The following is a 20,494-nucleotide window of genomic DNA, read 5'->3' as shown; positions in this document are numbered from 1 at the left end:
TCGGCTTATTTTGACGAAAGTTTTTCAATGAAAAACGGTACTATTTCAGACACCTGAATTTCATGTTGTTCTGCTGTAGCAAGTTCTTTAACTAAAACTTGCTGTGCTTCAGCTTCACGTTCACCAAAGATCAATGCATAGATCGCACCAGACTGGTCTGCTTTCTTCATTTGACTCTTCATAGAACCTTGTGAACCTGTTTTTAAACGGATTGCACTGTTTGCCTTTTCGATTTGATCTCGCATTTGCTCAGCCAGAACCAGAGCCTGCCCTTGTGTCGCCGGGTCAGAAAGCAAAAACAGCTCACACTCACGCGTTGGAGTATTGTCTTCAACTTGCTCAAGCAACAACAATAAACGTTCCATCCCCATGGCGAAACCCACAGCTGGCACAGATTGATCCGGCTTACCTTTAAGCTGCCCAACCAAACCATCGTAACGACCACCTGCGCAGACAGTTCCTTGAGAACCCAAATGCGTTGTGGTCCACTCAAATACTGTTTTGTTGTAATAATCTAAACCACGTACCAGTTTTTGATTGATCACAAAACTAATTCCAGCATCTGTTAAATACTGTTGTAACTGGGCAAAATGATTCAAACTGTCTTCTTTCAAGAAATCATGCAACTTTGGCGCATTTTCAAGAATTTGTTGGGTACGCGCATCTTTTGAATCTAAGATACGTAAAGGATTAGTGGTCAAACGTCGTTGTGAATCTTCATCCAAGTCTGCTTGATGAGCTGTCAAAAACTCAACCAATGCTGCACGATACTCGGCACGCTCATCAGATTCACCCAAAGTATTCAACTCAAGTTGAACTTTATCTGCAACCCCCATGCGCTTCCACAAACGTGCCGTCATCAGAATCAGTTCAGCATCTTGATCTGGCGTTGCCACACCAAAAGTTTCAACACCAAATTGGTGGAATTGGCGATAGCGTCCTTTTTGAGGTTTCTCATAACGGAACATTGGACCCACATACCAAACACGTGGATTCGCACCACGCAACAAGTTATGCTCCAACATCGCACGCACACAACCCGCAGTCCCTTCTGGACGCAATGTTAAAGATTCAGGTGGATTACCTTTATCCAGAAATGTATACATTTCCTTTTCAACGATGTCAGTTGCATCACCAATTGAACGTTTAAACAAATGGGTATGTTCAACGATCGGCAAACGGATTTGCTGATAACCATAAGCATCCATAAGTGATGCTAAATGTTGCTCAAGACGTCTCCATGCAGCAGTTTGCGTTGGAAGAACATCGTTAAAACCTTTAATTGCGACAATTGAACTCATGATGAACTACGGATAATCTCTTTAGCTTTAGCTTTTTCAAGCTCTTGAACACGTTGACGAACCATCGTTTCGATTTCATCAACCAACTGATTTGTATCTATTAAATGACTCTTTTCGCCATTACGATACACGAGTGAACGAGGACTTGCACCGACAATACCAATATCGGCTTCTTTGGCTTCACCCGGACCATTGACTTTACACCCAATGACAGATACATCCATCGGAGTACGAATATCTTCCAAACGTTCTTCAAGAGCTTGCATGACCTTAATCACGTTAAACTCTTGACGTGAACAGCTTGGACAGGCAATAAAATTGATCCCATTTGAACGAAGACTCAATGATTTTAAAATATCAAAACCAATTTTAACTTCTTCTTCAGGCTCTGCTGCCAATGAAATACGCATGGTGTCACCAATGCCTTCCATCAACAAACCACCTAAAGCAATCGCAGATTTCACAGAACCTGTACGATATACCCCTGCTTCAGTCACACCCAAATGCAGTGGGTTATCAATCTGTGCAGATAATAAACGATAAGCATCCATTGTCAAAAATACATTTGACGCTTTTACCGACACTTTAAATTCTTGAAAATCCAAACGATCCAAGATATCAATATGACGCATCGCAGACTCAAGCAAAGCTTGTCCTGTTGGCTCACCATATTTCTTTTGAATATCTTTCTCTAAAGATCCAGCATTGACCCCAATACGCATCGAAATATCATGATGACGTGCCGCAGCCACAACCTCACGAATTTTGGCTTCAGAACCAATATTGCCAGGGTTGATACGCAAACAATCTGCACCCATATCAGCGACTTTCAAAGCAATCTTGTAATCGAAATGAATGTCCGCCACCAAAGGAACGGTAACACGCTTACGAATTTCACCAAAAGCTTCAGCAGCTTCCATCGTCGGTACTGAAACACGCATGATATCAGCGCCCACATCTGCACAGCGTTGAATCTGCGCAACCGTTGCATCAACATCACATGTTTCAGTATTGGTCATACTTTGAATACTGATCGGGGCATCACCACCGACATACACCGAACCCACACGTATTTTACGTGTTGGACGACGCTTGATTGGATTCTCAATCATGATCTTATCTACTCTTGCCCATTAACGTGACAAACGGAATTCTGCTTTTCCGTTCACTGTATATGGAGACAATGAAATCTGTTCATTATTAAGGCTTAATGACACAGCAGTTGCATCATCGAGTCGAATTTGGAATGGTGACTGACCACTCAGTGTCAATGTCGCAGATTGACGACCAGTTGCCAAAACTTTTCCTGTGCTGTCCACAATATGCACAGAAGTTGGATGGCTAAAATTCAACACCATTTGGTCACCAGAAGTCGCAGTTGCATTGTTTAAGTTCAATACCTCTACTTCAGACTCTTGTGGTTTAGCATCAGTGTCATTGCTTTTACTTGATGTAAACTTTTGAATTCCTGCGATCAAAGCCCAAATCACGGCAATCGCAACAATGGCAATCAAAGCACGCTTCAACCATTTTTTATTACGATCGCTGTTTGAACCCGGAAGCTTACCCATGATCTTGATCGGAGAATTGTTCAATGCATGATTCGGCAAAAGCCCTGTATCATTTTGATAAATTTCATCAAAACGTTGAATGATGACAGTTGCATCAACACCCAAAAACTTCGCATATGAACGATAATAGCCTTTAATAAAAGTCGCTTCTGGCAAAGATTTATATTCATCTTGCTCTAATGCTTGTAAGGTTTTTACAGGCATTTTCAGCTCTTTTGCAACATCTTGAATGTCTAGGTTCTTCGAGACTCGAATTTGACGCAAGTACTCACCTGGACGTTGAACATTTCCTAAGCCATTAGATGCTACGTTTGAACCTGTAGGTTGCTGTGAATTAGGATTTACTTCCATACGGCCTCAGTACTGTACTGTAATTGCAGATAACGTTGATATTCTTTACTGTCAGGGAATAATGCCCGCAACTGGTTCACCAGTACTTGCATTCCCATCTGGTCATTATTGGCACGTGCAATACGTAAACCAATCCAGAGTGCTCTTGCGCCCTGTTTGTCCTGACCTACTAAACGAACATATTGTTCATAGAGTTGACTTGCTTGCGCATTTTTTTGTTGCAAATAGAAAATCTCAGACAACTCTACCAAAGAAATGATCGAATCGCGATTGACTTGTAGGGCATTTTTGAATGCTTTTTCGGCATTTGCTGTATCACCAACTTTTAAATATACCCGCCCCAAATTTTCTAAAGCCTTATAACGCTGGTCGTATCCAAGAGATGCGCCTGCGATACTCAACTGCTCAATCGCATCATTATAACGCTCGCTAACAAATAAATATGTTCCATAATTATTACGAGCCTGCGCATTTTTCGAATCACTGGAAATCGCACGCTTAAAATAGCCATCCGCTTTTTCCATGCTGATCTTACTACCTTCTTGTTGTAGTAAAACTCCCATCATCATATTGGCAGCTGAATCTCGTGAATCGGTTTCTAGGGCTTGATCGAGTGCACGTTTAGCTGCATCCAGATCGCCTGATCGAATATACTCCGCAGCTAACTGGGTACGAACTTTGACGGCTTTCTCAGGATCTTTTTTTATAATTGTGTCTGAGTTTGTCGTTTGACAACCCTGTACCACCAATGCAGATAAACCAATTGCCAATATTACAACTGCTTTTTGATACATCGATTTTCTCAAAGTCAGCCCCTGATTCTTTGTTGATATAAATCTATGTCTACAGATCTTTAACCTTGTGAACGTATAATTTCACCACGTTCAGCCACTTTCTTTTTCCACTGTTCAGCACGACGTGTACGGTCTGCAACCTGCCCCACCAATTGTCCACAAGCGGCATCAATATCATCACCTCGTGTCTGACGAATCGTACACACAAAACCTGCATCAGACAAAGTTTTTTGGAAAGAAATAATTCGATTTCGGCTTGAACGCCCATAAGGCGCATGTGGAAATGGGTTAAATGGGATTAAATTAATTTTGCTTGGTAAGTTTTTCAGCAATTTAATCATTTGTTGTGCATGTTCAGGTTGATCGTTCACACCATCCAACATCACATATTCAATCGTCACATGCTTGCGTGAACTTTCATTACCATCTTTGGCAATATAACGCTGACATGCAGCAATCAATTGCGCCAAAGGATACTTTTTATTGATTGGTACCAATTCATTACGCAATTCATCATTTGGCGCGTGTAAGGAAATCGCCAAAGCAACGTCAATATCTTGTGCCAATTGGTCAATTTTCGGAACAACACCTGATGTCGATAATGTGACACGGCGTTTTGACATTCCGTAAGCAAAATCATCCAGCATGATATTCATCGAACTCAAAACTGCGTCATAGTTCAACAGTGGTTCGCCCATTCCCATCATGACCACATTGGTCACAGAACGTTCGCGCTCTGCGACTGGCACATCTTCCATATAAGAATAGTTCGCCATCCACAATTGCCCAATGATTTCATCTGGCAATAAATCACGCTGAAAACCCTGCTTACCGGTTGAACAGAATGAACAGTCAAGCGCACAGCCGACTTGTGAAGAAATACATAAGGTTTTACGTGACCCCGTCTTATCCTCAGCAGGAATCAACACGGTTTCTACCAGTGAACCTGCACCATCGCCCACACGGAAAACCCATTTACGTGTGCCGTCTTTTGAATAGTTGCGATGAACAACCTCTGGTGCCTTAATTTCGCAAATTCGTTCTAATTTTTCTCGAAGTTTGCCTGAAATATTGGTCATTTCAGCAAAATCAGTGACAAAAAACTGATGAATCCATTTCATTACTTGCCCAGCACGGAATTTTTTCTCCCCCATTTCTTCGAAGAATTTTTCCAATTGCGGACGTGACATGCCAAGTAAATTCACTTTCTGTGCATGTGCAGACTGAACACGGTCAGCCTGTACTGTATGTGACGATGCAGGCTGCTGTTCATCTAAATTTAACGATGAAGCGACAACTTCAGAACTCATGGGGATTACCTAAATCATGCCGTAGAATGAAAAATATTGATCAGCATTTGAACAATAAGAACTACAAAAATAAAAAAACCAGACAAGCAGTATATCACCTATCTGGTTTCGGGTCTGTTATCAATTCATAAATCGAAGATTTATTGGATAAGAAAATAGACCCTAAATACGTCGAATTAACGAGTACGTGGACAAACTTCAGTTTGAGCGAAGAAGTAGTTTACTTCACGATCAGCAGATGCAACTGAGTCAGAACCGTGAGCAGCATTTTCATCGATGCTTACAGCGAAATCAGCACGGATTGTACCAGGAGCAGCTTCTTTAGGGTTTGTTGCACCAAGAATTTCACGGTGAGCAAGAACAGCGTTTTCGCCTTCAAGAACAGATACAACTACTGGACCAGAAGTCATGAATGCAACTAAATCACCAAAGAAACCACGTTCTTTATGCTCAGCATAGAAACCTTCAGCTTCAGCTTTAGAAAGGTGTTTCATTTTAGTCGCAACGATTTTAAGACCAGCTTTTTCGAAACGAGCAAAGATGTCACCGATGTGGTTTTTAGCAACTGCATCTGGTTTTACGATAGATAAAGTACGTTCAATAGCCATGATTGGCTCCTTAAGTCAATTTGACACGAAATTTTTGGCGCATTATACCGAATAATGAATAATTTTCCGCTTTTAATCTGTAAAAAAATTGGATTTTTCGATGTGTAGTGAGATTCCACCATTGAATTACATCGAGAAGCGATTAATTTGCTTCATCAATCCATGCCATTTGAATAGCTTCCAACAAACCTTCTGTTGATTTTGTTGGGTCATCACTAAACTCTGGCAAAGCACAAATCCAAGCATGCATATCGGTAAAACGCACCCATTGTGGATCCACATCTGGGTGTGCTTCACTGAGTTCAATTGCGATGTCAATCGTGTCTGTCCAACGTAAGCCCATGCTCATGTTCCTTTGCTTTATTTAATCCTACTACTTTACCAAATCTTAGGGGCTGTGGACAATTCGTCTATATTTGCGACTAGGTGTAGACCATTATTCAAAATTAAAACCTTGATGATCAAAATCATCTGATTCTTTAAAAATGAAGTTACACACCACCAATAAATAAACCATCATAGAATAACTCCTAAATAAGGCGCAGTTAAAACAATCAAGCTTGCGACACTTGCACCAATCAGTGCCCCAACAATCACATCACTTGGATAATGCAAGCCCAAAACCATTCGTGACAGCGCAATCAACACAGTGAAAGGTGTCATGATAAATAACATCAGGGGTTGGATATAGCCAAAAACAATCGTTGCCATCACAGCATGTAGTGTATGACCTGATGGAAAACTAAAATGATCCAAAGGGCGCTCACCTAAAATAATCACCTGATGGACTTGATAAGGTCGCGGGCGGACTGTTTTATGTTTTAGAAATTTATAAATCCCCGTTCCTAACAGACCAGCAACCACGACATAGAGCAATTGCAGTCCATACATCCAGCCTTTTTGCAACCATACCAGCATTAACATTGCGCACCAAAAAGCACCATCACCTAGACGACTAATGGTTTTAAAAAACGTTGCAACACTTTGCGTATGCGATAAGTTATTGAGATATAAGCAACCTCTAAGATCGAGATCGAGCATTTTTATTTTGGTATTTTTAAAATTCATTTTCACTCTCCTCTCATTATTTGAGATGAACTAGGTCAGCCGTTTTGCATACTGCGTAACCTGATATAGTGCTTCTTCGAATTGATGAACTGGATGTTGCCATCCGATGCTTTGAACATCTTGCATGGCTTGTTGCCCCATACGTTTCAGCATGTTGTTATCTGGAATTTGCAACACATGTTGTGTTAACTGTTGAATATCGCCAATTGAACATAACCAACCTGTTTGAGTATGTTTGCCATGAAGTTGGGCACAGGCATAATCATAGGCAATAATCGGTAAGCCACTTGCCATCGCCTCAATGACCACATTACCAAATGTTTCGACTTGGCTGGCAAATACAAAAACATTGGCACTTGCATAAGCTTCAGCAAGTTGCGTGCCACTTAGGCTACCCATGAAAATCACATGTTCTGCACCTGGCATTTTTTCTAATCGGCTACGATCAGGACCATCTCCCACCAACACCAATTTGACTTGACGCTGTGATTGCTTACGTAACGCGGAATAAGCATCAATTACCACATTAACTTCTTTTTCCGAAGATAAACGCCCAACATAAATCAACACCGTAGTGTTTTCATCTGCGCCCCACTGCTGTCTAAGCAGTGCTGAATAACGTTGTGAAGAAAACCGATCTGTATCAATCCCCCTACCTACGACGACCAATGGGCAGGTCACACCAAATTCACGTAAAGCGATTTCAGTGTCACGGCTGGGAACACAGGTCAGTTGTGTTGCATTATGAAACCATCTCAAATAACTTTGAATCGGCTTGACCAAGAATGCCAAATCAAAGAAACGACTAAACTCTTGGAATTGTGAATGAAAGCCACTTGAAACGGGGATATGTCGTGTTTTTGCAGCGTGTAATGCTGTAAATCCTAATGGTCCTTCAGTCACGATATGCACGACATCGGGTGTAAATGCTGAAATCGCTTGAGAGACTTTGAGGAATTGTGGCCAACCGAACTTCATATCTGGATATTTTGGAATTGACTGCCCATTCACCAAGCATTCTTTATTGGGAACGAAATCATAGCATTGCGCTTTTTGCTCAGGACGAATAAGCAGAATTTTATGCCCTTGATTTTGCAACCCCTTACACAGTTGCATCAAAGATAAAGCAACACCATTAATTTCTGGTGGCCATGTTTCAGTCACGATTGCAATTTTGAGACGAGGTCGAGATAAATCACGAATAAGGTCATCATTATTCGTTGTCGTTTTCTTGTTGTTTGGGTTGAAATAATACTGAATATTATCGGGAAAATCTTGTTGTTTAAATTGCAAGGTGTTCGCGAACGGTTTATTCATACGATACCTAATCTGTTCATTTTTGAATAGATTAGGTTATTTTCTTGACAATTTAATGATTATTTTATGACAGTTTTTTGACCAATTACTGATCACCTTTCACGCGAATGAGTAGACCGTTTTCCACTTGGTAAACTTGTCGATTGCCAAAGTCAATCTGTTGCTTTTCACCATGCAGGTTCGGAAAGCCTGCAATCTTTTCCAGTTGTGGAGAACGCTGAAACTGTTGAGTTTTTGGATTATACATCCAATAAATATAGCGTTTATCCTCTACTGTGCGCCCTTGAGATAAGTCAGAAACAATCACATCATAATAACCATCAAAATTGATATCCATATAACCGACACTGTTTGGATAGCCTGTAAACCCAGTAAGGCTTTGCACGACAGTATTGTTGTTTTTATTCAACACATCTACACGTTTTAAAGTTTTGCCAAATGGGCTATTGGCATCGTCCTGACCATAGAATTTAAAGATAAAAACTGGTTTATTCACGACCTTAAAAGCAGGTTCAAATTGTATGGATTGCCCAGCTGTTTTGCCTGCTTCTAAAAGTGTAGCTTTAAACAATCCGCTATTTGCATTCAGCACACCTGTCAGTTGATATTTGCCAACAGTGGTGTTATCTGCTTCTGAAGCCAGTGATTTTAGATCTAACTGATCGCCTTTTTGAGTTCCTTTAAAGTCTATCGTTGTACTATTCATTAAATCAGTCAGTACACCATGCGGATGTGCAATCCCTGCATAAAGGTTCATATAATAACGACCTTCACCTGATTTAAGCATACGCTGCATCGACACACGCACACCACTCAATGGCTTTAAACTGGTATTTGCCTGTACAGAAGTAGACTGAGTTTCAGCATAACTAAAACATGAAATAGACAAAGTCATCATAGTGAGAAAAAGTTTAAATTTCATGATTCAAAACCATATTCAACGATAATCAATAATGTGTAATCTATCACAAAATAATTTTTTATAAGTTAATTATTGCGCCCCTTAGATGATTTAAAAGATCGGAATCTAAACGCGACCAATTGGCTGTTTGGCAATATCACCTTTTTTCTTCAACTCATCAATGTATTTTAATTCATTACGCGCCTTTGAGTCAGACGGATCAGCTTCTAACACCTGATTAAAATATTTAACCGCTTCATCCAGTTGATTTAATTCAATTAAACTTACTCCTAGACTACGCCTTACACCCTGCTGAATCGCCAATCTTTTCTGCTCAGGCTCAACCAAATACACATACTCTTCAGCTGCTTTAAAACTTTCTAATGATGCTTGCCACTGTTTTTGTGCTTGCTGAATAAATCCCAGTTCTTTTAAATACCCACTATTAAAAGGAGACAATAACAATGCTTTTTGTAACGCTGACTGTGCATTGCTCCAATCACTCATTTCAATATAGGCATAAGCTGTTTGAAAATATAAGTCAGCCCAAGTTCCTGAAAAGACTCTAATATCTTTTTGCTTTCCGATATCAAGCGTTAGATACAGTAAGGTTTCAGCTGTTCCGCTGGCAGCATAAAGGACATATTGACGACTATTTTGATATTTTTCAAAATATTGAATTGCCGTGTGTAAGGTTACAATCGCCTGTTGCGGATGTCCCGCGATTAAATACTGATTGGCTTTTTCTAAAGCATCATAGGCAAGCTTTTCATCAAGCACATTCTTTTCCAAATTTTTAACATTACTCGATTCAGACTGAGATGTATGCCGAGTAGCTTCTACAACTATATTTTGCGCAAACGTCAAACTTATAGCAAAATAACTCAACGAACCAATCAAGGTAAATTGTTTTTTTAATTCCATTTTGTGCGACTTTATTATTCAATTTATCTAAAATATAGCATAAAAAAACCCACTCAAAAGAGTGGGCTTTGGTAAAACTAAAAATTAGTTCTTTTCTTTATCAACGATTTTGTTCGCTTGAATCCAAGGCATCATTGCACGTAACTTAGAACCTGTTACTTCAATACCGTGCGCTGCATTTTGACGACGGCGAGCAGTCATTGATGGATAGTTCAACGCACCTTCTTGAATGAACATCTTCGCATATTCACCAGATTGGATACGTTTAAGCGCATTACGCATCGCTTCACGTGATTGCTCGTTGATCACTTCAACACCAGTCACATATTCACCATATTCAGCATTGTTTGATACTGAATAGTTCATGTCTGCGATACCGCCTTCGAACATCAAATCAACGATTAATTTAAGTTCGTGTAAGCATTCGAAATAAGCCATTTCTGGTGCATAACCCGCTTCAACAAGCGTTTCATAACCCATTTTAACCAATTCAACCGCACCACCACAAAGAACTGCTTGCTCACCGAATAAGTCAGTTTCAGTTTCTTCACGGAATGAAGTTTCGATGATTCCTGTACGACCACCACCTACGCCAGAAGCATAAGAAAGTGCAACATTACGTGCATTACCAGAAGCATCTTGATGGATCGCAATCAAATCAGGAACACCTGAACCACGTTGGAACTCTGAACGTACAGTGTGACCAGGCGCTTTTGGTGCAACCATGATTACATCTAAATCTTTACGCGGAACAACTTGGTTATAAAGAACAGAGAAACCATGAGCAAATGCCAAAGTTGCGCCTTCTTTGATGTTTGGTTCAATCACATCACGATAAAGTTGTGATTGGAACTCATCCGGCGTCAAAATCATGACTAAATCAGCTTGAGCAACAGCAGCTGGAACTTCAGCAACTTTAAGACCTGCATTCTCAGCTTTTTTCCAAGAAGTTGAACCAGCACGTAAACCAACAGTAACGTCTACACCTGAATCTTTAAGGTTAAGCGCATGTGCGTGACCTTGTGAACCGTAGCCAATGATCGCTACTTTTTTACCTTGGATGATAGATAAGTCGCAGTCTTTATCATAAAAAATTTGCATTGCTGTCTCCGCTATAATGCTGTGTTTCCTCTTCTTATCCTGAAGATTTTTGTTTGGAATCTTCTAGTCTAAGTCCCTCTTCTATTCCGAGAAGAGGTTATACATGAGGGAATAAAAAATCAAATAATTAATTAAGGGTTGAATAAATTACAGTGAAAGAACTTTTTCACCGCGGGCAATACCTGATACGCCAGAACGAACCACTTCTAAAATTGTGTTCTCTGCAAGCGCATCAATAAAGCCGTCAATTTTTTCTGTTGTACCCGCAATCTGAATGGTATAAGTCGTTGGTGTTACATCGACAATTTGCGCACGGAAAATATCCGCAGTGCGTTTGATCTCGGCACGTGCAGAACCTAATGCTTTGACTTTAATCAGCATCAGTTCACGCTCAATGTGCGCACCCTCAGACAGATCAACCACCTTCACCACTTCAACCAATTTGTTGAGTTGCTTGGTAATCTGCTCGATCTTGTGATCATCACCATAAGTCGTCAATGTCAAACGCGACATGGTTGGATCTTCAGTTGGTGCTACATTTAAAGTTTCAATGTTGTAGTTACGTTGAGAAAACAACCCCACCAAACGAGAAAGCGCACCAGCTTCGTTTTCAACGAGTACAGAAATTATATGTCTCATTCAGTACGCTCCCCTTTAGACAACCACATATCTTTCATTGACTGACCTGCAATCAGCATTGGATATACATGCTCTGTACGGTCAACCATGACATTGATAAACACACATTTATCGTCGATCGCCATCGCTTCTTGAAGCTTAGATTCAAGCTCATCTGCATGGTCAATCTGGATACCAACATGCCCGTATGCTTCCATAAGTTTTGGAAAATCAGGTAAAGATTCAACATAAGAACTTGAATGACGTCCTTCATAGTTCATATCTTGCCACTGCTTAACCATTCCTAAAGCACGGTTATTTAAGCAAAGAATTTTCACATTTAAGCCATATTGCTTACATGTAGAAAGCTCTTGGATACACATCTGAATAGATGCTTCACCTGTAATACACACCACCTGTTGATCTGGGAATGCCAATTTTGCCGCCATTGCATAAGGCAAACCTACACCCATTGTCCCCAAACCACCTGAGTTAATCCATTGGCGTGGGCGAGTATACTTATAATACAAGGCACCAAACATTTGATGTTGACCAACATCAGAAGTAATGATTGCTTGACTATTGGTAATCTTATCCAATGCTTCAACCACTTGTTGTGGCTTCATCACACCATCTTGACCTGCTTCATACTTCAAACCATGAACTTTGCGCCATTCATTGATTTGTGCCCACCAATCTGCAATCGCTTCTGGATTTGGCTTTGAAACATTCATTTGCTTCAACTGAACCAACATCTCTTGAAGTACAGGTTCTACCGCACCGACGATTGGGATATGCGCCATAATCGTTTTCGAAATGGTAGCAGGGTCAATATCAATATGAATGACTTTAGCATTTGGACAGAATTTAGCAGGATTGTTGGTTACACGGTCATCAAAACGTGCGCCGATTGCTAAAATAACGTCAGCATTTGCCATGGTCATATTGGCTTCGTAAGTACCATGCATTCCGAGCATGCCTACGAATTGCGGATCATTTCCAGAAAAAGCACCTAAACCCATCAAGGTATTGGTCACTGGATAATTTAATAAATGCGCCAATTCCGTGAGTAATTCAGAAGCATTGCCCTGAACCACACCACCACCCGTATAAATCACTGGGCGCTTTGCATTCACCAATTCATCAATTGCTTTACGAATTTGACCTGAATGACCTCGATGCGGAGGCTGGTAAGAACGCATTTTTACTTTTTCAGGATATTCATACGCAAATTTTTCTGCAGGATTGGTCGCATCCTTTGGAATATCAACAACAACAGGACCCGGACGTCCAGAAGAAGCGATATAAAATGCTTTTTTAATTATTGCAGGAATTTCACTTGCATGACGCACTTGGAAACTATGTTTTACGATTGGACGAGAAATCCCCACCATATCTGTTTCTTGGAATGCGTCTTCACCAATCAGATGGCTTGCAACCTGTCCAGACAAAATCACCATTGGGATTGAGTCCATATAAGCTGTGGCGATTGGTGTTACGGTATTGGTTGCGCCAGGTCCAGAAGTGACCAGTACGACACCTGTTTTACCTGTCACGCGTGAGTATGCATCTGCCATGTGACCAGCAGCTTGCTCATGACGCACGAGGTAATGATTAATTTTATCTTGTTTAAATAGCGCATCATAAATATGTAATACTGCGCCGCCTGGGTATCCAAAAACATGTTCAACGCCTTCGTCCGCCAATGCACGAACAAGCATTTCACCACCAGATAAAAGTTCCAACGTATTCACCCTAATCTTTTTTCCACAGCACTATGGGAGACATAGACTGTGTTTCATTCATTGATTGTGCGCTCTGTTATAGCACACATATTGACTCGTTTTTGCAGCAATAAAAAAATAAATCGTCACGCAACCGTGTGGGCTGTATGAATCACTGAAATATGTTGGGATAAACATGTTTCGGTATTGGTCATTTTCTCGGCTTAGAGAAAATGTTATTGCTTGCTTTGATACTTTTATTCGAAGGGTGATCGAAAAAAACATCTGAAACTTGAGCAAGCATTTTTGTAGTTTTAGCGAACAAAGTCAAGGTTTCTCATAAGGTTTTTATTGATTATTTACCAACCGTTTATTTTTAAAACTATTCCTTTTTTTTAAGTGTATTATAAATAAAATTTCAATCACTTATAACTCAATAAAATTGCAAAAGAATTATTTTAAAACTTATATTTTTGTATAAAATAAATACAATTTAAAAAATATCCAGATCAAGCTAAAACAATCCGTTGTATATTAGACGCTATAACTATTTCTAGCTTTAGTCTGAATAAAAATTGACGCAAAGGTTCTGCACCATGAAACAACACCAACGCTTTACACACACAGTTTTTGTATCGACCATTTTTGCTTTGTTGTCTGTGACTGCTGCAACCAGTCATGCAAAACAGTATTATAAGTGGGTCGACAGTAACGGCTCTACCCATTACACCACGACACCACCACCTAAAAATGCACGCAATAAAACTAAAGTCGACACTTATGGTTATCGTGGCACGCCTTCACCGACCAACCAACCTACAGCCCAACAGACAGCCCCACAAAACAATCCATCCAATACGCAGCAAAATGCTCCTCAAAATGGACAACCTGTAAATAATGTTCCTGTCGTGAATCCACCACAGCTACAACAACCTACAGTGATTCCACAAAATAATACCAATAGCGATTCAACGCTTCGCTAGTTCAATTAAGAACAAAATTGCAAGTTTTTCATATTTAAAAACGCGCAAAATTCACTTTTAGGTGTATTTTGCGCTATGCTGTGCAACACAGTTTTTTAACCATTGTTCTCAAAATACGTTTATGACTACTCATATTGATCCTGAATATCAAGCTAGTGCGATTGAACCTCAAGTCCAGAAAGACTGGGAAGATCGTAAATCGTTTAAAGTTGCCGACACTGTAGAAGGTCCACGTCGTTATATCCTCTCGATGTTCCCTTATCCAAGTGGCAAACTGCATATGGGTCATGTGCGGAACTATACGATTGGCGATGTGATTAGTCGTTTTCACCGTCTCAAGGGTGAAACTGTCCTGCAACCTATGGGGTGGGATGCTTTTGGTCTGCCTGCTGAAAATGCAGCAATTGCACATCAAGTTGCGCCTGCAAAATGGACGTTTGAAAACATCGCATATATGCGCGACCAATTGAAAAAACTTGGTTTGTCTGTTGATTGGGACCGCGAATTTGCAACATGTACACCAGAATATTATCACTGGGAACAATGGTTATTTGTCCAACTGTATAAAAAAGGACTGATTTATCGCAAACTCTCTACAGTAAACTGGGATCCAGTTGACCAAACTGTTCTTGCCAATGAGCAAGTTGAAAACGGTCGTGGCTGGCGCTCAGGTGCATTGGTAGAAAAGCGTGATATTCCAATGTACTACTTCCGCATCACAGACTATGCGCAAGAACTCTTAGATGATCTCGACACACTAAAAGACGGTTGGCCACAACAAGTATTGACCATGCAGCGTAACTGGATTGGTCGTTCAACGGGTATGGACATCACCTTCCCGTCTGCGAACCCAGAAGTTTATGCCGATGGTTTGACGGTTTATACCACACGTGCTGACACGCTCATGGGTGTAACCTATGTTGCAGTTGCAGCTGAACATCCAATGGCGTTGAAAGCTGCCGCGATCCAATCAGAAGCTGGACAGCCTGAACTTGCTGCATTTATTGAAGAATGCCGTATGGGTTCAGTGGCAGAAGCAGACTTGGCAACCGCTGAAAAGAAAGGCATGGCAACAGGCTTATCGGTGAAGCATCCTGTGACTGGTGAAGAAATTCCAGTCTGGATTGCCAACTATGTATTGATGTCCTACGGCTCAGGTGCAGTCATGGCTGTTCCTGCGCACGATGAACGTGACTTTGAGTTTGCCAATAAATTTAATTTGCCAATCAAACAAGTCATCGATGCCAAAGGTGCAGATGATGCCGAATATTCTGCATCAACGTGGCAAGAGTGGTACGGTTCTAAAGAAGGTAAATTGGTTAATTCTGGCGAATTTGATGGCTTAACATTCCAAGCTGCTTTTGACGCTTTTCTTGCAAAATTAGAACCACAATCATTGGCAAGTTCTAAAGTTCAATTCCGTTTACGTGACTGGGGTGTTTCTCGTCAACGTTACTGGGGTTGCCCAATTCCAATGATTAACTGTGACAAGTGTGGTCAAGTCACTGTTCCTGAAGACCAACTCCCTGTTGTGCTTCCGACAGATGTCGTACCAGATGGTTCAGGTAATCCTTTAAACAAAATGCCTGAATTCTATCAAACAAAATGTCCAAGCTGTGGTGGTGATGCCCGTCGTGAAACGGATACTTTGGATACATTCGTTGAATCTTCTTGGTACTATGCGCGTTATGCTTCTCCTGATTTTACTGGTGGTATGGTAAAACCTGAAGCTGCACAGTCATGGTTGCCAGTGAACCAGTATATTGGCGGTGTAGAACATGCCATTCTTCATCTTCTTTATGCACGTTTCTTCCATAAGTTAATGCGTGATGAAGGTGTGGTACAAGGCAACGAACCATTCACCAACTTACTGACTCAAGGTATGGTCTTGGCGGATACGTTCTACCGCGAAGCTGAAAGTGGTAAAAAAACCTGGTTCAATCCTGCGGATATTGAGTTAGAAAAAGACGAAAAAGGTCGCATAGTTTCTGCTAAATATAATGGCGATGGGCAAGAAGTTGTCGTTGGCGGACAAGAAAAAATGTCGAAGTCAAAAAATAACGGCATCGATCCACAAGCAATTATTGACCAATACGGCGCAGATACTGCCCGCGTATTTATGATGTTTGCTGCGCCACCTGATCAATCATTGGAATGGTCGGATGCAGGTGTTGAAGGGGCAAACCGTTTCTTAAAACGTGTTTGGCGTTTGGTAGCTGGGTTCCTTGAAAAAGGCAATACTGCAACTGCGATTGATGCAGCTAAACTTTCAACAGAAGCACAAGATTTACGTCGTAAAACTCACGAAACCATTCAAAAGGTAGGTGATGATATTGAACGTCGTCATGCATTCAATACAGCCATTGCAGCATTGATGGAATTACTCAATGCCAGCAATAAGTTTGAAGCAAAAGATGACAATGATGTCGCTGTTGAACGTGAAGCGATTATTACCCTATTGACCTTGCTTGCACCTTTTGCACCACACTTAAGTCAAACTTTATTGGCTGAGTTTAATGTTGACTTGACTTCGGTCTTGTTCCCGACTGTGGATGAGTCAGCACTCACTCGTAATACACAAACTATTGTGGTTCAGGTAAATGGTAAGCTTCGTGGTAAGTTAGAAGTGTCTGTAGATGCATCAAAAGATGAGTTATTGACCTTAGCGAAAGCACTTCCAGAAGTTCAACAGTTCTTGACGGGTCCAACCAAGAAAGAAATTGTTGTGCCGAATAAATTAGTGAATTTGGTGGTTTAAAAGTTTTTAAGCCTCTCTTTCTAAGAGGGACTTAATGCGATAAACAAAACCCAAACAAAGCCCGTTGTCATTCAACGGGCTTTGATTCTAAAATGTGGACAATTTATCAAGATTAAATATTTCATATTTTAATGAAATATCATGAGGACAAAGCATGCATTTGGTTCAACGTGTTGCAGCAGTTGTATTAACTTTGGGTCTGAGTGCGGGCTTAGTCGGTTGTGGCTTTCATTTAAAGGGAACCAATACTCAAGCAACGCCTTTGGTTTATACCAAATTACAGTTGGTTCTACCTGAAAATACAGAAGATCTTGAGAAAAAACTCAGTGTTTATTTGACTGCAACGGGTGTCCAACTCAGTAATGCGAATGATGCCTATGTGTTACGTGTACTCAGTTACAAACCTGTACGCCATGAGCTCAATGGTAAATTGGTTGAAACCTTACTGCGTCTCACTGTAACTTTCCAGATTGAGGACAAACAAGGAAATCCAATTACAGAACCTCGTACATTGACTGCCTCTCGTAGTTATCAATATGATGTTGCGACAGTCAATACCGATGACCAACAATATAAATATTTAAGCCAAATTTTGATTGATGACATCGCTCAACAAATGTCTCGTCAAATTGCAGCCAACCGCTTACCGAAAGCTAGAAATATTACCACCCAACCAGTAGCACAATAAACTTATGAAACTTGACTATTTACAAGCCCTTAAACGTGTTGATGAAGCGCGCGGTGTTTGGATTTTACATGGTCAAGAGCCACTGTTAGAGCAAAATTTGCTTGATGCATTAAGAAAAAGCTGGGCAAAGCATGAAATTGAAAGACAGCGTCATGATTTAAATAGTGTTTCAGACTGGAAAAATGTTTTTAATGCTTTAAACAGCCTGTCTTTATTTTCACAACATCTCGCACTTGAAGTGCATGGCAATATCAAGCCAGATGCCAATGGATTAAAACAACTCAAACAATATATTCAACATAACGAACACAATTTACTTGTAATCGTGATGCCAAAGCAGGATTCAAGTAGTTTAAAATCTGCTTTCTTCCAAACGGTTGAAGCCAACGGTGTAGTTGTTGCATTGACGGCGAATTACCCACAAGACCGTCAGCGCATCTTGGTAATTGAAGCAGAACAACTTGGTATTCAACTCAATCAAGATGCATGGGTATGGCTTGAACAACATCATGAACACAATTTATTGGCTGCTAAAAACAGTTTAATGCGTGTTGCAGATACATTCCCCGATCAAAAACAGATTGAAATCGACCATTTACAACAATGCTTACAAGATCAATCCCGCTACAGCACTTTTGATTTAAGCGATGCATTGATCGCTGGAAATTTAGCTTTAGCCATTAAGATTTTCCAATATCTTTTGGAGTCTGGAGAACCTGATAGTTTAATTTTATGGACCATTAGTAAAGAAATGCGTCTTTTGATGCAATTGTATGAACAGCCACAAAATGCTTTACAACTTGGCATTTGGAAAACAAAAATTTCTTTGTACCAACAAGCACTTAGACGTTTAAATCCACAATCGTTTTTAACATGGCCGACACTTTTATTACGCATTGATGCTGCTATTAAAGGGCTTAGTCAAGAAAAACCAGAACATATCATTCAACAATGTATTGCAGAGTTGTGTGGAAAGTCTTTATTTATCAATGCTTAATTTTTAATCACAAAGATCAACTAGAATAATTCTCATTTCTATTTATTATAAAAAATTCACGCTTTATCCTTAATTCATCATTATAATTTGATCAATTTTTCTCTCAGTCTCATTATTGCTATGCCAAAAATAAAACCAGCCAAAGCCATTTTTATAGCGGCCTGTGTAGCGATCGTCGCAGCAATCGCATGGTACACATTAAAACCAAAAAATACACAGCCTCAGTATATTACTGCTGAAGTAACCCGTGGAGATATTGAAGATTCTGTACTTGCAACAGGTGACTTGGAAGCAACCAAAATGGTCAGTGTGGGTGCACAGGTTTCTGGTCAGGTCAAAAAAATGTATGTAAAGCTGGGAGATCAAGTCAAACAAGGACAATTGATCGCACAAATTGATTCTGTACGACAAACCAACGATTTAAAAACAGCAGAAGCAAGTATTAAAAACCAACAGGCACAATTGACCACAAAACAAGCCACTTTAGCCAAGGCTGAAGCTGAATATAATCGTCAGAAGAATATGTATGCACAAGATGCGACATCTAAGGCTGATTACGACAGTGCGTTGGCTGCGTTTAAGACAGCACAAGCCGATATTGCATCGATGAATGCGCAAATTGAACAATCTAAACTGACACTGGCAACCTCACAAGAAAACTTAGGTTATACCCGTATTGTTGCGCCGATGGATGGTACTGTGGTTGCAATTGTGACTGAAGAAGGTCAAACCGTTAACGCGAATCAAAGCGCTCCAACGATTGTGAAGCTTGCTAAACTTGACACCATGACCATCAAAGCCCAAGTATCAGAAGCTGATGTCATGAAAGTTCAGGAAGGTCAAAAAGTTTATTTCACAACACTGGGAGACAGTGAGAAAAAACGTTATGCAACACTGCGTCAAGTAGAGCCTGCACCTGAATCAATCAATACAGAAACAACCAGCAATTCTTCATCATCGTCATCAAGCACTGCGATTTATTATAATGCGCTCTTCGATGTGCCAAATGATGATGGCAAGTTGCGTATTGATATGACAGCTCAGGTTTATATTATTTTAGCGGAAGCTAAAAATGCTTTGACTGTTCCTGCAGCTGCACTTCAAGCTTCAAATCGTCCACAACGCGCCAATAAATCAAATGGTCAATCTGGAGCAAATTCAAATCGCCCGACTTCTTCTGCTCAAGGTCAAACCCATAAAGAGGGACAAAATGCAGCAGATCGCCCAGAGCGTCTTGAGTTAACCGCAGACGAGAAAGCTTTGCTAGATCAAGGTAAAGCATCCGTTGCAATCGTTCGTGTTTTACAGGCTGATGGCAGCGCCAAACGTAAACAAGTATTAATTGGTTTAAATAATCGTGTTACAGCAGAAGTGTTACGTGGCTTAAATGAAGGTGATCAAGTGATTCTCGCCGATGGTTCAGACACGTCGAATGATTCTGCAAAACGTAGCAACAGAAATGGCCCAATGAGACTCTAAG

The 20,494-nt window shown here is 40.5% G+C and carries 19 protein-coding genes; 5 read left to right on the top strand and 14 right to left on the bottom strand.

Going from position 1 to position 20,494, the window contains the following annotated elements:
- Nucleotides 1–5: 5 nt before the first annotated feature.
- The 14 genes from hisS to AC1Z3T_RS11725 form a co-directional block, all read right to left on the bottom strand.
- Nucleotides 6–1,301, bottom strand: coding sequence for a histidine--tRNA ligase (hisS, locus tag AC1Z3T_RS11790; protein ID WP_009584421.1), 1,296 nt, complete (start codon nucleotides 1,299–1,301; stop codon nucleotides 6–8).
- On the bottom strand, nucleotides 1,298–2,413 hold the full coding sequence (ispG, locus tag AC1Z3T_RS11785) for a flavodoxin-dependent (E)-4-hydroxy-3-methylbut-2-enyl-diphosphate synthase (protein ID WP_058971800.1): 1,116 nt from the start codon (nucleotides 2,411–2,413) through the stop codon (nucleotides 1,298–1,300). The genes hisS and ispG overlap by 4 nt, the downstream gene beginning before the upstream one ends.
- 21 nt (nucleotides 2,414–2,434) lie before the next feature.
- Nucleotides 2,435–3,223, bottom strand: coding sequence for a helix-turn-helix domain-containing protein (locus tag AC1Z3T_RS11780; protein ID WP_004825011.1), 789 nt, complete (start codon nucleotides 3,221–3,223; stop codon nucleotides 2,435–2,437).
- Entirely contained in the window at nucleotides 3,214–4,017 is an 804-nt protein-coding gene (gene pilW, locus AC1Z3T_RS11775; RefSeq protein WP_004825013.1) for a type IV pilus biogenesis/stability protein PilW, read from the bottom strand. The genes AC1Z3T_RS11780 and pilW overlap by 10 nt, the downstream gene beginning before the upstream one ends.
- Before the next feature lie 59 nt (nucleotides 4,018–4,076).
- Nucleotides 4,077–5,327: a dual-specificity RNA methyltransferase RlmN gene (gene rlmN, locus AC1Z3T_RS11770; protein WP_005033888.1), complete on the bottom strand. Its 1,251-nt coding sequence runs from the start codon at nucleotides 5,325–5,327 to the stop codon at nucleotides 4,077–4,079.
- Nucleotides 5,328–5,503: 176 nt separating this feature from the next.
- Entirely contained in the window at nucleotides 5,504–5,935 is a 432-nt protein-coding gene (gene ndk, locus AC1Z3T_RS11765; RefSeq protein WP_004725878.1) for a nucleoside-diphosphate kinase, read from the bottom strand.
- A gap of 142 nt (nucleotides 5,936–6,077) precedes the next feature.
- Nucleotides 6,078–6,278, bottom strand: a complete 201-nt coding sequence (iscX, locus tag AC1Z3T_RS11760) for a Fe-S cluster assembly protein IscX (RefSeq protein ID WP_004725877.1) — start codon at nucleotides 6,276–6,278, stop codon at nucleotides 6,078–6,080.
- Nucleotides 6,279–6,451: 173 nt separating this feature from the next.
- Nucleotides 6,452–7,003, bottom strand: coding sequence for a phosphatase PAP2 family protein (locus AC1Z3T_RS11755; RefSeq protein WP_004825017.1), 552 nt, complete (start codon nucleotides 7,001–7,003; stop codon nucleotides 6,452–6,454).
- 30 nt (nucleotides 7,004–7,033) lie between these two features.
- Nucleotides 7,034–8,320, bottom strand: coding sequence for a glycosyltransferase family 4 protein (locus tag AC1Z3T_RS11750; RefSeq protein ID WP_100884482.1), 1,287 nt, complete (start codon nucleotides 8,318–8,320; stop codon nucleotides 7,034–7,036).
- Nucleotides 8,321–8,405: 85 nt separating this feature from the next.
- Entirely contained in the window at nucleotides 8,406–9,242 is an 837-nt protein-coding gene (locus tag AC1Z3T_RS11745) for an XAC2610-related protein (protein WP_100884481.1), read from the bottom strand.
- A gap of 105 nt (nucleotides 9,243–9,347) precedes the next feature.
- Nucleotides 9,348–10,145, bottom strand: a complete 798-nt coding sequence (locus AC1Z3T_RS11740; RefSeq protein WP_100884480.1) for a tetratricopeptide repeat protein — start codon at nucleotides 10,143–10,145, stop codon at nucleotides 9,348–9,350.
- A gap of 84 nt (nucleotides 10,146–10,229) precedes the next feature.
- Entirely contained in the window at nucleotides 10,230–11,246 is a 1,017-nt protein-coding gene (ilvC, locus tag AC1Z3T_RS11735; protein WP_004825025.1) for a ketol-acid reductoisomerase, read from the bottom strand.
- A gap of 147 nt (nucleotides 11,247–11,393) precedes the next feature.
- Nucleotides 11,394–11,885, bottom strand: coding sequence for an acetolactate synthase small subunit (gene ilvN / locus AC1Z3T_RS11730; RefSeq protein WP_004825027.1), 492 nt, complete (start codon nucleotides 11,883–11,885; stop codon nucleotides 11,394–11,396).
- A complete protein-coding gene (locus AC1Z3T_RS11725; RefSeq protein ID WP_046759958.1) occupies nucleotides 11,882–13,609 on the bottom strand; it encodes an acetolactate synthase 3 large subunit in 1,728 nt (575 codons plus the stop codon). The genes ilvN and AC1Z3T_RS11725 overlap by 4 nt, the downstream gene beginning before the upstream one ends.
- A gap of 575 nt (nucleotides 13,610–14,184) precedes the next feature.
- Here AC1Z3T_RS11725 and AC1Z3T_RS11720 point away from each other — a divergent pair.
- The 5 genes from AC1Z3T_RS11720 (at nucleotide 14,185) to AC1Z3T_RS11700 (ending at nucleotide 20,493) form a co-directional block, all read left to right on the top strand.
- Entirely contained in the window at nucleotides 14,185–14,571 is a 387-nt protein-coding gene (locus tag AC1Z3T_RS11720) for a DUF4124 domain-containing protein (protein ID WP_005033900.1), read from the top strand.
- 121 nt (nucleotides 14,572–14,692) lie between these two features.
- Nucleotides 14,693–17,329, top strand: coding sequence for a leucine--tRNA ligase (gene leuS, locus AC1Z3T_RS11715; protein WP_100884479.1), 2,637 nt, complete (start codon nucleotides 14,693–14,695; stop codon nucleotides 17,327–17,329).
- A gap of 154 nt (nucleotides 17,330–17,483) precedes the next feature.
- The gene (locus AC1Z3T_RS11710; protein ID WP_004825039.1) at nucleotides 17,484–18,017 is read left to right on the top strand and encodes an LPS-assembly lipoprotein LptE; all 534 of its coding nucleotides are present in this window, start codon (nucleotides 17,484–17,486) and stop codon (nucleotides 18,015–18,017) included.
- Between the two features lie 4 nt (nucleotides 18,018–18,021).
- Complete coding sequence (gene holA / locus AC1Z3T_RS11705; protein WP_004825040.1) at nucleotides 18,022–19,014, top strand: DNA polymerase III subunit delta; 993 nt, start codon at nucleotides 18,022–18,024, stop codon at nucleotides 19,012–19,014.
- A 120-nt stretch (nucleotides 19,015–19,134) separates the two neighbouring features.
- A complete protein-coding gene (locus AC1Z3T_RS11700) occupies nucleotides 19,135–20,493 on the top strand; it encodes a MacA family efflux pump subunit (protein WP_100884478.1) in 1,359 nt (452 codons plus the stop codon).
- The last annotated feature ends 1 nt before the right edge of the window (nucleotide 20,494 follow it).

It is taken from the genome of Acinetobacter sp. B-6 (genome assembly GCF_056930735.1).
The sequence above is the reverse complement of the archived record's forward strand: the minus strand, read 5'-3'. Positions and strand labels throughout refer to the sequence as shown.

Bases quoted from the DNA above. Each gene is read 5' to 3' on its own strand.
- rlmN (WP_005033888.1), bottom strand. From the start codon at position 5,327: ATGAGTTCTGAAGTTGTCGCTTCATCGTTAAATTTAGATGAACAGCAG.
- leuS (WP_100884479.1), top strand. From the start codon at position 14,693: ATGACTACTCATATTGATCCTGAATATCAAGCTAGTGCGATTGAACCT.
- AC1Z3T_RS11780 (WP_004825011.1), bottom strand. From the start codon at position 3,223: ATGGAAGTAAATCCTAATTCACAGCAACCTACAGGTTCAAACGTAGCA.
- AC1Z3T_RS11710 (WP_004825039.1), top strand. From the start codon at position 17,484: ATGCATTTGGTTCAACGTGTTGCAGCAGTTGTATTAACTTTGGGTCTG.
- ilvC (WP_004825025.1), bottom strand. From the start codon at position 11,246: ATGCAAATTTTTTATGATAAAGACTGCGACTTATCTATCATCCAAGGT.
- hisS (WP_009584421.1), bottom strand. From the start codon at position 1,301: ATGAGTTCAATTGTCGCAATTAAAGGTTTTAACGATGTTCTTCCAACG.
- iscX (WP_004725877.1), bottom strand. From the start codon at position 6,278: ATGGGCTTACGTTGGACAGACACGATTGACATCGCAATTGAACTCAGT.
- ndk (WP_004725878.1), bottom strand. From the start codon at position 5,935: ATGGCTATTGAACGTACTTTATCTATCGTAAAACCAGATGCAGTTGCT.
- AC1Z3T_RS11720 (WP_005033900.1), top strand. From the start codon at position 14,185: ATGAAACAACACCAACGCTTTACACACACAGTTTTTGTATCGACCATT.
- holA (WP_004825040.1), top strand. From the start codon at position 18,022: ATGAAACTTGACTATTTACAAGCCCTTAAACGTGTTGATGAAGCGCGC.
- AC1Z3T_RS11750 (WP_100884482.1), bottom strand. From the start codon at position 8,320: ATGAATAAACCGTTCGCGAACACCTTGCAATTTAAACAACAAGATTTT.
- AC1Z3T_RS11740 (WP_100884480.1), bottom strand. From the start codon at position 10,145: ATGGAATTAAAAAAACAATTTACCTTGATTGGTTCGTTGAGTTATTTT.
- AC1Z3T_RS11755 (WP_004825017.1), bottom strand. From the start codon at position 7,003: ATGAATTTTAAAAATACCAAAATAAAAATGCTCGATCTCGATCTTAGA.
- pilW (WP_004825013.1), bottom strand. From the start codon at position 4,017: ATGTATCAAAAAGCAGTTGTAATATTGGCAATTGGTTTATCTGCATTG.
- AC1Z3T_RS11700 (WP_100884478.1), top strand. From the start codon at position 19,135: ATGCCAAAAATAAAACCAGCCAAAGCCATTTTTATAGCGGCCTGTGTA.
- ispG (WP_058971800.1), bottom strand. From the start codon at position 2,413: ATGATTGAGAATCCAATCAAGCGTCGTCCAACACGTAAAATACGTGTG.
- AC1Z3T_RS11745 (WP_100884481.1), bottom strand. From the start codon at position 9,242: ATGAAATTTAAACTTTTTCTCACTATGATGACTTTGTCTATTTCATGT.
- ilvN (WP_004825027.1), bottom strand. From the start codon at position 11,885: ATGAGACATATAATTTCTGTACTCGTTGAAAACGAAGCTGGTGCGCTT.